Source organism: Elizabethkingia miricola, from assembly GCF_001675285.1.
In the GTDB taxonomy this organism is placed as follows: domain Bacteria; phylum Bacteroidota; class Bacteroidia; order Flavobacteriales; family Weeksellaceae; genus Elizabethkingia; species Elizabethkingia miricola.
Genome location: NZ_LSGQ01000028.1, coordinates 26,585 through 40,055, shown reverse-complemented (window position 1 = coordinate 40,055; position 13,471 = coordinate 26,585). Strand labels below are relative to the sequence as shown.

Sequence of the window (13,471 nt, the reverse complement as noted above, 5' to 3'; positions counted from 1 at the left end):
TGTATTATTAGCTTAGAGCAACATTCCTTATACTCCCACCCTATTTTAGCATTGTTGTAATGAGCTTATCTCATAGCCTTGGCAAGGTTTGAAACCTTGCCAAGGCTGTATCTAAAGTTTAAAAAATCAAAAATGCAAACTTTCAAAAGCTGTTAGTTATTTATCGCTTGTTGTACCAAAACTTCCGATTTCGATACTGTATTCCAGATTGGGAATTTTATCGAGAAAAGAAATGTTTTTGTCCATTAATTTACCTTTATTTTCAATAGTGAGCTCTTCCAGACTGGTAAGACTGGCTAAACTTTGTAGGGATTCTATCACACCGCTCTGAAAGATATGGAGGTATTTAAGACTCTTAATTTTTGAAATAGCTTCTGTAATGGCTTCAATATTTTTACAAAGACTTAGATCCAGTTCTTTTAAATTATTAAGGTCTTCCAGCCATGAAATGTCGGTTAATGATTTAATCTCGGACAAATACAAGACTTCTAATTTATTAAAGTGAGTGAGTGTAGACCAGTCACAGGAAATACTGCCATCTACAGACAATGTATTTATTATTTCATTTTTGGGAAACTGATAATTTTCTTCTGTAAATTTTTCAATGAAAATAGTTTTTAGCGTTGGATGTGTAAACAGATTTACAAACCGTTTGGAATAAGGTGTGAAAACTTCTTCTAATCGTGTAAAAACAGTCCAGTCAATCAGTTCTTTTCCTTTGTATGTACATTTCCTTATTTCGAGACGTATGGCATTTTTCAGGGCATACAAAATCTCATTTTTGTCAATATTGAAGTTGGAAAAATAGATAATATTGACATTTCCGAAGACTTCTCTGAACTCAGGAAGTCCAAAAATAGCCGTATCACAGGTTTTTCCATCCAGAATAAGATTGAAAATCTGTTTTTCTTTCATTAATGCTAAAATTTCTGTGGCAGAATCTCCGCTTTCTATCACCACAAAATGATCTGGTCTTTCTTTAGCTGTACTTCCTATATACATCTGATATGCACAATTTTAACAGTTATAATATGCTTCAGGAATTTCAACCACCTTTTTCGTCATTTGCTCCAATTGCTGTGCAAATTGATCGAAGAAATAAGTATCTTCTATAAAAACGTACAGATAATTTCCGGTACTAAGATGAACAATAAGATCTGCATACCCTGCTCCTTTTGCCGGAAGAACATTCTGAAAGGTAAAATGTCTAATTTTTTCAAGGTCTAGAATCAATGCAGTATCTATTCCCGCAAATCCGATTTTATGATTTGTATTGTCGATCCAGATACCACTTTTCTCTCCCAATAGTTCTTTTAACTTTAACGGAATATGCTTAACGCCATCATTATCGATATAATTAACTTTCATATCCAAACTGTTATCGAATGGTATTAATCCGGATATTTCCATCACTTCTTCATATTCTTTATTTTCTAAAAAATACCTGTATTCCCTTTTGTTATAGAAATGAAGTGATGTGCTGCCATCGTCATAAGAATACCCCTTATCATAAGTATAGCAAATAGAGGCATTTATACCGTTTGTCAAAACAAATTGCAGATAACATTGGTCTTCTCTTTCATAACCGTACTGACTAATATCAATATCGTCATCAATCCAAAGTTCTCTCAATTGCTGATAACTTTTATCAGTATTCGTTTCATCATACAGGCTTACGAAAAACTCCTGTACCGGGCGATTAGTACTGATATTGTTGGCATATACTTCTAATTGATCGATAAGAACACCTTCTACTCTAACCGGATATGTGAATCTTAAATATCTGGCACCGAAATCGGTAAAATAGACCTCTACAAAGTCTGATCTTTCCAATTGCTCGTATGTAGTATCCCACGATAACATGTGCCTTGGCTCCGCATAAACTTCATAGCCAAAATCGACATCATCCGGATATTCGTCAAGAATCTGATAATTCCGAAGCACTTTTTTTGCCCAGATTTTTACTTTATCATCTTCTTTTCTGGCTTTACATACTGCAAAAAAGATTTCGGAGTCAAAACCAAACCTATCCGAAAGTTCGCGATATACTTCTTCAAAACCCTTCAGCTCGGTAGATATATAGTGTTGATGATCTGCGAAAACAAACAGAAAGGGTACGTCTCCTAAAATATGTACATATGCATATTGTAGTGAATGAAGATTTGCATTCTCAATATTACCATGATCTCTATAAAAAAGTGTATCTCCTTCTATCCAGGTTTCTTTATTCTCCATTTACTGTTCTTATTGCTTTATAATCCATTTTTCGAAAGTTCAGCATCAATTTAACAATCTTCTACTTATCTTTTCTTGTTAGTTTTAACTGCTTTTCATCTTTTACAAGATCGAAAACCATTTCCTTCGATGGATTGAAAATTTGTGTTGGCCTGTCACAGAAATCGGACTTGCTAATGCTGTCAACTTCCATTTTGATCTGGTTAGCTTCCGTAAAATAATACCTGCCGTGCACCTCAGTAAAGCAATCATTCCCACATTCCCATGCGTCATAGCTTCTGAATTTTTCCTCATTTAAAAAGTTGACAGCATGAAAGTTGAAAATAACTGCAGTATCAATTCTTGGAGACATATAATAAGTTTTCCCGCCATCCGGAGCTATAAGTCCTCCTTCATTAACAATCCAGTTGGTATTTTTCAGATAATTTGGGAAATTTGTTTTTTTTCTTTCCTGCTTTTTACAACTGAAGATGATAATCAACAGAGTACTTAAAAACAGGAAAGCTAAATTCTTTTTCATCATTGTGTTTTTTTATGATTACTAAGGTCTGAATTGGTAAGATTTATTAAGATTTTCAAAACCAATTTCTTTTTCAGGAATAACATTCATTTCATCAAAAGTAAGCAAACCATAGGCTCCAGCTGTCGCTCCGTTTGGTAAAGCATATGAATATTCAAAGATTAGTCCTCAGTTGTTTATATTTTTGCAAAGAAATTAAACGTTTGTTCAGCAATAAGCTTTGGGGTTGTATCAGATAAATTCTTGATTCGATCTTCGTACAATTCAATTTTTATTATTTTAACGTCGTTCGGAATTTTATAAGTTTCATCTTTTGTATAATTATAACCCACTACATCAGAACCTTCTTTACCGGGAATCTTTTTGATCTCTACATAGTATCTCAGCGTCATGCTATTACCATTCTGCTCTCCTTTTTCAAAACGAATTTTCCTAACCTGATTAATGTTGAGTCCATCAGAACTTATATTTCCCTGTATCCGAAATTTCAGTATTTCAGCATTTTTGGAAGTCATAACAATCATGGGGTTAAGGCGCTTTGTAACTTCTTTACGGGTTGTATAGTTATGTACAGCTCCTGTTTCCGAAACTTCTCTTGTACCCCGTTTCGGTTCAGAATAAATAGTCGTAATATTCAGTTTCTGAGCATTTGTTTCACAAGCGAACAAAGTCAGAAATGAAGCTAAAATCATGAATTGTTTCACCACTTTATTTTTAATAAATCTTTGATTTAAAGATAATCAAAGCTGTTGTATGAAAATATCCCTGAAAATGGTGGTTTTATAAAATTCCACCAATGATCATATTCTATTGTATTCCTTTTTTGGCGTCTTTCAATATTTTTTCAGCTTTCAGTCTTATTGCTTTGGGTAATAACTTGAAACTTGCATCACTTTCTTCGTGATACTTATCTTCTTCCTGGTATGGAATCCATCCGGTAATTTTTGATTTTGAAAGTGTTTTTTGACCTCTCTTTGTATAGACAATAACTTTCAATGGCTTGGCATCTAATCCGTCTGATTCTCCAAAATAAGTCAGGTAAAACTCTGGAAAACCATCTTTGTCTGCATCGCCAACTTCGCAATAGTTAATGAGGTACATAGGTTGTCCCAGATCTTTTGCAAAATCTTTAAAGGTTATTTGCGGAATTAATCCACCGTGGTCTTCCAGAAAAATTCCTGAGTGTAAATCTTTGGGAATACCATTGAAATAAGTGCCTTTTTCAACTTTTTTTTCATTAAGATACCAAACATAACTTCCATGGTTAGGAACAAAGGAAGTTACGATCATCACGGGATTTCCTTCTAATGGATTTCCAAGTTCTTCAATAATCTCTTTGTATTTTTTATCTGAAGAAAAATATACTCCTGTTCTTATCTGTGCAAAAGATGACATGCTTATTATAAAGGCAACAACAGGTAATAGTTTTCTGAAAATCATAGTGTATATTATTTTGAGTGTATTGTTTAATTATGTTTTTATCCTTGTTCTGAATTGGTTTTATATATTCTGGTTATCTCACTTTTAGTAACCGCTTCGGGATTCAGGGTGTTCAATTAAAATGTTGTAGAAATATAATGCTGCTAAAACTACTACAATAATTCCGAAAATGAGAAACAAAAGGACGTAGTAAAGCGCCTTTTTATGTTTTTTCCGTATAGAATTAATGATAAAATAATGAGTGTAAAAGAAGTTCCTGCTCCTAAAAACAAAGCCAAAGCAGTAAGAATCAAATCTCTTTCCAGGTATAAATCTGCGGATGATAACATGTTTAAATTAAATATTGAGATTAAACTACATGATTATTCTTTGTATTCCTGTCCGGAATAAATATCGATGTAGTAATAAATAGTCTCTCCTGAATCCGTTTTAACATTCACCAACCCATCGGAATTAATAGACTTATAAGCTTTTAATCCTATACTTTTCTTATTCTTATTATCATAAAGTATATACAAACCATCTTTCTCTTTTTGAAGAGCATAGATCTGTTGTTTGGTATCCAAAACGGAAATATTATGGCATTCAGGTTTTATCTCCCAGGATTTTGTTCTACTGTTCCATAGCCCCATGTTTTTTTGCTTTTTTCCGTCTTCAATCCGGATAAGATATAAATCATCCATCCCCCTGTAATAACTTATTTTTCCAAACTTCCAGTTTTTGTCAATGAATTGATCGGGCAAAATCATTTTTCTATCCGGCCAGACCAGATATCCGACCTGATCCAAAACCTTAAAGTTGTAAGTATCGATCGTATCTGTAACATTTCCTTTGGTATCGATATAAAGCCAGTCATATGCCCAGACATCATGATCGTAATTAAAAATCCCTAATAGAAAGTAAGGAGAATTGGTTATGGAATAAACTAAAGAAGTTCTTTTAATAACACCAATCTGTGAAGCTGTAGCTTTTGTTATTTCTTTCGGAAATACCTTTTCGTATTGCGGAAAAGCATACACATCATTGGTTTTACTCTCTGTTAAGAGTTTAGGAATTTCCGGATCGAAGCGTTCTTTATTTACTTCTTTCAATGTTATAGTTTCATTTCCAAATCTGATTGAAAGGGTCTCGGTACCTTTCAAACTATTATGAATTGCTTTTTTCTGACTCAATTCATATAACGTGAAATTTGAATTTGAAGCTTTAATAAAGCGTTTGTCTTCTAATAATTCAGTAATATTATTCTCAATCTTGTTTAAACGTCCTTTTCTGATTTCGTAAAGACTTCCATTCCAAAAAACATGGTTTTCATCTACTGAAACAAAATTCAGGGAATACTCATCTTCCAGGTATGGAACATCCTCGCTAAGTAAGACTTGTTTGGTTTCTAAAACACCTATCTCAACTTTATGATAAGTTTGCTCTTTCTTAACACCGCCTCCCATAATGTTCCAATCCCATTTCCAGGCTGGCATTTTCTTTTCGTACTCAATTTCTTTTTTAAAAAATGTAAGACCATTGATAACATTTACATTGATCTCATCTTTTGAAAAATCTAAAACTATTTTTCCTTTTTCGTCTATAACTGCAGATTCATTTTTTTCATTTCCCACAATTGCAAAGCCTGTAGCTGTAAATAACGATGCAGTCCTGAATTTCTGTTCGATAACAGGTTTCAAACTTGTTTTCTCTACATAGATGAAATTCTTCTGCTTCGTTAAAAACGGAACGATACTTATGCTTTTCATTTTTGAGGAAGTTAATGTTGGATTATCTTTTTTTCCCTGTGCACAGGCGATGAAGGAAGTCAACATAAAAAAACTTCTCAATATTACTGTTTTCATAATCCAAAATTTTATTCATCGTACGAGTCAATATTAAAGAGAAATGGAAAATGATACAATCCCGATTATCAGCTATATTTTTAATGCATACAATCACTAAGTTTGTCAGCGATTATACTCAATCAGAATCTTAATTAGAATTAATACAAATAAGATAAGCAAATATTATAATATTTGCTTATTTTTGTCTTCAATGTATTATTAACATGGAGAATTTACCACAAGAGAATCAATCGAAGTTTAAAAAATGGTTTAAGAGAGTTGGCTGGGCAGGTTTAATCTTCTTTACAGTGAAGGGGCTGGTATGGCTGGTAGTTTTCTACTTTGGTGCCGATGCACTAAAAGGATGCTTTAAGTAGGTATACAAAATAACCTACGCCACTTCCATTATTACCAACAAAGAGCCTACTGAAATAAATATCCAGAGTAGCACACCCTGTACCAAAGGTTTTACACCAACTTTTTTTATTGAGCTTATGCTTAGTCCGGATGCGATTAGGAATAATGTTATATTCAATGCTTTTTTAGCTGTAAAAACCATTATTTCACCAAAAGGTTTGATTTGCGGGAAATAATAAGCCAATAAAATAGCACCAATAAATCCCAGAATAAAGTATGGTATTTTTATTTTTTTCACAGAACCTTTATTCAGTACTGACAATAAAATAGAAACCGGGATAATCCATAAAGCACGTTCCAGTTTTACAGTAGTAGCTATTTTCAGCGCTTCCTCTCCATATTTCTGGGCAGATCCAATAACAGAGCTTGTATCATGTATCGCAATAGCAGACCATAATCCAAACTGATCCTGACTCATATTCAGCTGATGGCCGATAACCGGAAAAATAAGTAATGCCAAGGCGTTCAGAATAAAAATACAGGCCATAGCCACTGAGATGTCTTCATCTTTAGCATTGATAACCGGAGCCAGCGCCGCAATAGCGCTACCACCACAAATAGCTGTTCCGCCTGAAATTAATGTACTCGTAGATTTATTAATCTTCAGATATCTACCTATAATAAGGCCAACGATTAAAGTGAAAAATATTGAAGCTACTGTGAATATTAATCCCTCCTTCCCTACTTTTATAGCTTCTGTAAGGTTCATTCCGAAACCAAGCCCTACAACTGAAAATTGCAACAGATACTTAGCAGCAATAGAGTTATGCTTTATATAAGGATGACCGATAAAAAAGCTTACCACGAATCCTAATATTAAAGCTAATGGTGGTTCCACAAATGGTGTAACACAAAAGATAAGCAATACAAAGAATAGTATTTTCTGAAGTAATGTTGCTTGTTTCATAATTTTAAATTTTATGAAGCAAAGCTCGGGATTAAACATTCCAAAAACTAATCAAAAAATATTATAATCTATAACTTTTTGTTATACTTATAAAAGAAATCTAAAAACAGTTTGGGTATGCCATCAAAGTTGCCATGCATGTAGACAGCATTGAATTTTCTTTTGATGCTAAAGTTCTCTATCTCCAGTACTTTAAACTTACCAGATAGCAATTCGTTTTTAAGAGAATGAATCGAGAGAAAACCAATACAGTCACTATATTCTAAAAATGTTTTGATACTCTCTGTACTTCCTAACTGAGCCTGAACTTTAAGATCTTTTAAACGTATTTGATTTTTATTAAAAATATCTGCTATAACATCGAGACTACCTGAGCCGTTTTCACGAAGAACAAAATCCTGTTCTCTAAGCTCGTTAATACTGATTTCTTCCTGAGCAAATAATGGATGATTCCGGTGTACAACAGCAACGATCTCATCATCCATTACAGGCTCATATTTCAAACTGGACTTTCCGGAATGTCCCTCGATAAAGCCCAGATCAATTTTACTTTCCTGTAATTCTTTTTCAATTTCTTCAGTATTGGCATTCAGCATCTGGATGATAATCTGAGGATGTTTTTGTTTGAACTCAGCCAAGACTTTCGGAAGTATATACTGCCCGATTGTAGTACTTGCTCCTATATTCAGCCCTCCATTAAAGCTTCCTTTCAACTCATTTACTTTATACTGAGCCTCTTCATATACTTTCAGCAACTGCTGCGCATATTCATAGTATATTTTTCCGGCCTGAGTTAATTCAACTCTTGCATTCTTACGTTCGAAAAGGCTAACTCCAAGCTCCCCTTCCAGTTCTTTTATATTTTTGGTAACCGCAGGCTGAGTAATAAAGTTGAGCTGGGCTGCTTTGGTAAAGCTTTTATGTTCTGCTGCCGAACAGAATATCTTTAAACGAAAATCCACTTTAAAAATTAATAATTACAGAAATGAATATATTTAGTTACCACTCTCAGGTTTGTCTATTATATACCATGCATTAATACGGTCAGGCTCGCCAAAATAGGCAACTCTTATAATTTCTTTCAGCTTAGCGCCCAATCTTTCCATAGCAATACGCGAGCGTTTATTATCTTCACCTACATGGAAGTTTATTTTGTCCACATACTGAAATATATAATCCATCATCAGATGTTTTACTTTTGGATTGATACCTGTCCCCCAGAATTTAGTTGCATAGAAAGTATACCCTATAAAAATACTGTTATCCTCTTCATTATAATCATAAAAGCGAGTGCTTCCCGCCAATTCTCCGGACTTATTATCGTAGATGAGATAAGCAGCATGACTTTCTAAAGCTCCCTGAAAAAAGGTTCTGAATACTTCTTTCTGATATCGGGTCGGATTCGGATGCTGTTCCCATACTTTAGGATCAGAGGCTATTTTATAAATCTTTTCGAAATCTGATTCATTAACCAGAACAAGTTTTACATCATCATTTTCCAGAACTTCAGGAATAGGAACAGTTGTCATTTGGTTTGTCATTATTTTTAAAGTTAAAAGCGGGCTTTCGCCCGCCTGTATGTTTTATTTTTTCTCTGCAGTTTTTCTTGCGTCACTGTCGATTTTCTTAATGCTCTTCAGCTGTTCAGCAATAAGATTGACAGCCGATTCATTGGCAACTTTTACAGGCAGCTTTACCTGAATATCGTCCCATAAAATCTCAATATCTGTTTGCGAAGCATTAACTGGTGTAAGGTTAATTGTAAAAACTTCTGTCTTACTCGTAAGTGTTTTAACCGGAACGGTTATTCTTGCAACATCATCACTTTCTTTATAATCGTATGCTCCCCAGTTTCCGACACCTTTATTCAGAATAAGAACCCATTCTTTAGCTTTAGGAATAGCATAAAAAGCATAAGTCCCTGCCTTTATGTATTTGTCGCCAAATAAAATATCCTGCCCAAATGAAATTAAGGTTGCAGAATTAGCTCCCAAACGCCATACTTTGTCATAAGGTTCTAAACCTCCAAAAATTTTTCTTCCGTTAAGGAAAGGTCTTCCGTAATCAACTTTGATTTTAGAAACTGAGAACTGTTGTTCTGTAGCGGCTCTTGGACTGGCAACAGGTAAAGTATACTGTGAATAAGCCAGAACACTTGTAAATAAGGCTAAACTAAAGGCGAGTTTTTTCATTAGGAAATTTTTATTTAAAAGTAAAAAACATTTTGCAAACGCCCGAATAAAAACAGGTTTTCTTTTATTGAAATATAAATTACAAAATACCTTTATTTATCTTAAAATTAAATGAGTAGTTTTGAACCGCGTTATCAAGCGTATTTTAATAATTTATGAAAGCCGAAAAACTACAGATTGAACAACTTACAACCGACAGATTAATCCTTATTCCGTTTACAAAAGAAATGTGTGAAAATATTTTGAATAATAACTACTGTGATCTGGACACATTAAACATAAAGAGAGGAATAAACTGGCCCGATACAGATTTTCTGGAAACACTTCCCCGAATCCTGAATAATTTATCTTTAGTAAATGGACCTACCGGATTTGAATCCTGGATGATTATACGAAAAGATACCAAAGAAGTAATTGGTGATGCTGGTTTTAAAGGCTACAACAGTGCGGAGCAAAATGCAGATATAGGTTACGGAATAAAAAAAGAGGAAAGAAGACAGGGCTATGCAGAAGAAGCTGTTAATGCACTTATCCAATGGGCTTTTTCAACCGGAATTATTAAAGAAATAACTGCACGAAGCTATATTGATAATTATGCTTCTGCGTTATTACTTACAAAATTAAGCTTCGTAGAAACAGAAATGGACGAAGAAATGTTCTATTGGTCATTGAAATAATAAAGAAGTTTATTAAAATAAAAAAGCTGCTAATTTCTTAGCAGCTTTTTATTTATCAATAAGTTTTTGATTACATTTCCTGCATTTGGAAAGTCATAGATTCTATTACTTTTACCAAAGCTTCTACAGTATCCATGGATGTTAAACATGGTACACCGTTTTCAACGCTTGCTCTACGGATTCGGAAACCATCTCTTTCGATCTCTTTTCCTTTAGTCATCGTATTTACCACAAACTGGATTCCTCCTTTCTGGATCAGGTCGATTAAATCTTCTTCAGCAGAGTCATCTACTTTATTTACCACCTCAGCACGAACTCCGTTTTCTTCGAAGTATTTAGCTGTTCCGTTTGTTGCATAAATCTTGTACCCAATATTCGCAAATCTGGAAGCTAAATCAAATGCTTCAGGCTTATGTTTATCAGCTACAGTGAACAATACTGCTCCATGTAATGGCACTTTTCTTCCTGCAGCGATTAAACCTTTATACAGTGCTTTTTCCAGAGTAATATCTTTCCCCATTACCTCACCTGTAGACTTCATCTCAGGTCCTAAGGTAATATCTACTTTGTGAAGCTTGCTGAAAGAGAATACCGGTACTTTTACAAAGATTCCTTCTTTGTTTGGTACCAGACCATTTTCATAACCTTGTTCTTTAAGACTCTTACCAAGGATTGCTTTTGTAGCGATATTTGCCATCGGTACTTCGGTAATTTTACTTAAGAATGGTACTGTACGGCTGGATCTTGGATTAACCTCGATTACATATACATTTCCTTCGCTTAGTACATACTGAATGTTCATTAATCCAACTACTTTAAGTCCTTTTGCAAGGCGGATGGTGTAGTCTACAAGATCATTAAGATTTTCCTGGCAGATATTTTGTGGCGGATAAACTGCGATAGAGTCTCCGGAGTGGACACCTGCTCTTTCAATATGTTCCATAATCCCTGGAATTACCACTGTTTCTCCATCACAGATAGCATCTACTTCAACCTCTTTACCTGTTAGGTAGCGGTCGATTAGTACCGGCTGTTCCGGGCTTGCTTCTACAGCAAATTCCATGTAATGTTCCAGTTCGCTTTGCTTGTATACAATTTCCATTGCACGTCCTCCTAACACGTAGCTTGGACGCACCAAAACCGGATATCCAATTTCGTTAGCAATCTTAACTGCATCTTCCTTAGAGAAGCATGTTTTACCTAGTGGCTGTGGAATTCCAAGCTCCTGAAGTGCCTGTTCGAATTTATCTCTGTTTTCAGCTCTGTCAAGATCTTCTAATGAAGTCCCCAGAATCTGAACACCATGTTTAGCTAATTTATCAGCAAGGTTAATCGCTGTCTGACCTCCAAACTGTACGACAACTCCTTTAGGCTTCTCAAGGTCGATAATGCTCATTACATCTTCCTCCGTTAATGGTTCGAAGTATAATTTGTCCGAGATAGAGAAGTCTGTAGAAACTGTTTCCGGGTTGTTGTTGATAATGATGGCTTCGTAACCCATCTCTTTAATCGCCCATACAGAGTGTACCGTTGCGTAATCAAATTCAACCCCTTGTCCGATACGGATAGGTCCAGAACCTAATACGATGATCTTTTCTTTATCTGTTACAACACTTTCGTTTTCCTCTTCATAAGTTCCGTAGAAGTATGGTGTTTCAGATTCAAACTCTGCTGCACAAGTGTCAACCATTTTGTATACCGGAATGATTCCGTTCTCCTTACGGAATTTGTAAACTTCATCCTGAGTTACATTCCAAAGGTGAGCAATGTTCACATCGGAGAATCCAAGTTTCTTAGCCTCTTTTAGAACTTCAGCATTCTTAACATTCTCAGCTATAGTTTTTTCAAAGTCTACAAGCTTTTTGAATTTCCATACAAAGAACTTGTCTATCTTACTCCACTCTACGATTTGCTCCCAAGAGTAACCTCTTCTTAAAGCATCTCCTATAATGAACATTCTCTCGTCGTCAGCTACACGAATTCTTCTTTCAATATCAGCCGGAGTTAAAGCATCTGCTGCCTTAGTTTTCAGACCCAAGTGCTGTATTCCTGTTTCCAGTGAGCGGATAGCCTTCATAATAGACTCTTCGAAGTTTCTTCCGATAGCCATTACTTCTCCTGTTGCCTTCATCTGTGTAGAAAGCTTTCTGTCTGCTGTTTCGAATTTATCGAACGGGAAGCGAGGAATCTTTGTTACCACGTAGTCTAATGCAGGCTCGAAGCAAGCATAAGTTTTACCGGTAACCGGGTTCATCATTTCATCCAGTGTAAGACCAACTGCGATTTTTGCAGCAAGCTTTGCGATAGGATATCCTGTTGCTTTTGAAGCTAAGGCAGATGAACGGCTAACTCTTGGGTTAACCTCGATAATATAGTAATCGAATGAATGCGGGTCTAAAGCTAACTGTACATTACATCCCCCCTCAATTCCAAGGGCGCGGATAATTTTCAGAGAAGCATTTCTTAGAAGCTGATATTCTCTGTCGGATAATGTCTGGGATGGTGCCACTACGATAGAGTCTCCTGTGTGGATACCTACAGGGTCGATATTCTCCATGTTACAAACTACGATGGCGTTGTCGTTTGCATCACGCATTACCTCGTATTCTATTTCCTTGAATCCGGCAATAGATTTTTCGATAAGACACTGTGTAACCGGACTGTATTTAAGACCATTAGCTGTAATTTCTTTTAGCTCTGTAGCATTAGATGCAATACCACCACCTGTTCCACCAAGTGTAAAGGCTGGTCTTACAATTACCGGGTAGCCGATATTCTGAGCAAATTCTAATGCGCCTTGTATTGTTGTTACAATTTCAGATTCAGGAACTGGTTCTTTCAGTTCTCTCATTAGTTCGCGGAACAAGTCACGGTCTTCAGCCTGATTAATTGCTGAAAGTTTAGTTCCTAAAACTTCTACTTTGCATTCTTCTAGGATTCCTGAATTTTCAAGTTCCACCGCCATGTTAAGACCCGTCTGACCTCCTAAAGTAGGAAGTAAAGCGTCTGGTCTTTCTTTACGGATAATTCTGCTTACAAATTCCAGAGAGATAGGCTCGATATATACTTTATCTGCAATCTCTACATCTGTCATAATTGTTGCAGGGTTAGAGTTTACCAATATTACTCGGTATCCCTCTTCTTTTAGTGCCAAACAAGCCTGCGTTCCTGCATAGTCAAATTCTGCAGCCTGTCCGATGATAATAGGTCCGGAACCAATTACCAAAATAGTTTTTATATCTGTACGTTTTGCCATC

General features: G+C 35.3%; 14 protein-coding genes. 3 read left to right on the top strand and 11 right to left on the bottom strand.

Annotation, left to right across the window (positions count from 1 at the left end):
• Nucleotides 1-156: 156 nt before the first annotated feature.
• The 5 genes from ATE49_RS12850 to ATE49_RS12830 all read right to left on the bottom strand — a co-directional run bounded on the left by ATE49_RS12850 (nucleotide 157) and on the right by ATE49_RS12830 (nucleotide 4,195).
• The gene (locus tag ATE49_RS12850; protein ID WP_065082520.1) at nucleotides 157-1,002 is read right to left on the bottom strand and encodes a leucine-rich repeat domain-containing protein; all 846 of its coding nucleotides are present in this window, start codon (nucleotides 1,000-1,002) and stop codon (nucleotides 157-159) included.
• Nucleotides 1,003-1,017: 15 nt separating this feature from the next.
• On the bottom strand, nucleotides 1,018-2,235 hold the full coding sequence (locus ATE49_RS12845) for a hypothetical protein (protein WP_065082519.1): 1,218 nt from the start codon (nucleotides 2,233-2,235) through the stop codon (nucleotides 1,018-1,020).
• 61 nt (nucleotides 2,236-2,296) lie between these two features.
• Entirely contained in the window at nucleotides 2,297-2,755 is a 459-nt protein-coding gene (locus ATE49_RS12840) for a hypothetical protein (RefSeq protein ID WP_260256186.1), read from the bottom strand.
• A 176-nt stretch (nucleotides 2,756-2,931) separates the two neighbouring features.
• A complete protein-coding gene (locus ATE49_RS12835) occupies nucleotides 2,932-3,459 on the bottom strand; it encodes a hypothetical protein (RefSeq protein ID WP_260256185.1) in 528 nt (175 codons plus the stop codon).
• Nucleotides 3,460-3,562: 103 nt separating this feature from the next.
• Complete coding sequence (locus tag ATE49_RS12830; protein ID WP_065082516.1) at nucleotides 3,563-4,195, bottom strand: hypothetical protein; 633 nt, start codon at nucleotides 4,193-4,195, stop codon at nucleotides 3,563-3,565.
• A gap of 204 nt (nucleotides 4,196-4,399) precedes the next feature.
• Between ATE49_RS12830 and ATE49_RS20420 the strand changes: the two genes are divergently transcribed.
• Nucleotides 4,400-4,585 carry a hypothetical protein gene (locus ATE49_RS20420; RefSeq protein ID WP_155759307.1) on the top strand — a complete coding sequence of 62 codons (186 nt, stop codon included), beginning with the start codon at nucleotides 4,400-4,402 and terminating at the stop codon, nucleotides 4,583-4,585.
• Here ATE49_RS20420 and ATE49_RS12825 read toward each other — a convergent pair.
• Nucleotides 4,558-6,039, bottom strand: coding sequence for a hypothetical protein (locus ATE49_RS12825; protein ID WP_065082515.1), 1,482 nt, complete (start codon nucleotides 6,037-6,039; stop codon nucleotides 4,558-4,560). The two genes, ATE49_RS20420 and ATE49_RS12825, sit on opposite strands and share 28 nt — an antisense overlap.
• A gap of 206 nt (nucleotides 6,040-6,245) precedes the next feature.
• Between ATE49_RS12825 and ATE49_RS20390 the strand changes: the two genes are divergently transcribed.
• Nucleotides 6,246-6,398 (top strand): hypothetical protein, encoded by a 153-nt coding sequence (locus ATE49_RS20390; RefSeq protein ID WP_009084707.1) that lies wholly within the window; start codon nucleotides 6,246-6,248, stop codon nucleotides 6,396-6,398.
• Nucleotides 6,399-6,412: 14 nt separating this feature from the next.
• Here ATE49_RS20390 and ATE49_RS12820 read toward each other — a convergent pair whose 3' ends face one another.
• The 4 genes from ATE49_RS12820 to ATE49_RS12805 form a co-directional block, all read right to left on the bottom strand.
• Nucleotides 6,413-7,345, bottom strand: coding sequence for a YeiH family protein (locus ATE49_RS12820; protein ID WP_065082514.1), 933 nt, complete (start codon nucleotides 7,343-7,345; stop codon nucleotides 6,413-6,415).
• A 68-nt stretch (nucleotides 7,346-7,413) separates the two neighbouring features.
• Entirely contained in the window at nucleotides 7,414-8,307 is an 894-nt protein-coding gene (locus ATE49_RS12815; protein WP_065082513.1) for a LysR family transcriptional regulator, read from the bottom strand.
• A 33-nt stretch (nucleotides 8,308-8,340) separates the two neighbouring features.
• Entirely contained in the window at nucleotides 8,341-8,886 is a 546-nt protein-coding gene (locus ATE49_RS12810) for a GNAT family N-acetyltransferase (RefSeq protein ID WP_065082512.1), read from the bottom strand.
• Between the two features lie 42 nt (nucleotides 8,887-8,928).
• Nucleotides 8,929-9,537 carry a DUF2911 domain-containing protein gene (locus tag ATE49_RS12805; protein WP_065082511.1) on the bottom strand — a complete coding sequence of 203 codons (609 nt, stop codon included), beginning with the start codon at nucleotides 9,535-9,537 and terminating at the stop codon, nucleotides 8,929-8,931.
• A gap of 155 nt (nucleotides 9,538-9,692) precedes the next feature.
• Here ATE49_RS12805 and ATE49_RS12800 point away from each other — a divergent pair, with 155 nt between their 5' ends.
• Nucleotides 9,693-10,214 carry a GNAT family N-acetyltransferase gene (locus ATE49_RS12800; protein WP_065082510.1) on the top strand — a complete coding sequence of 174 codons (522 nt, stop codon included), beginning with the start codon at nucleotides 9,693-9,695 and terminating at the stop codon, nucleotides 10,212-10,214.
• A gap of 70 nt (nucleotides 10,215-10,284) precedes the next feature.
• On the opposite strand, the gene carB is transcribed toward ATE49_RS12800, so the two are convergent.
• Nucleotides 10,285-13,470: a carbamoyl-phosphate synthase large subunit gene (gene carB / locus ATE49_RS12795; RefSeq protein WP_065082651.1), complete on the bottom strand. Its 3,186-nt coding sequence runs from the start codon at nucleotides 13,468-13,470 to the stop codon at nucleotides 10,285-10,287.
• Nucleotide 13,471: the final 1 nt, after the last annotated feature.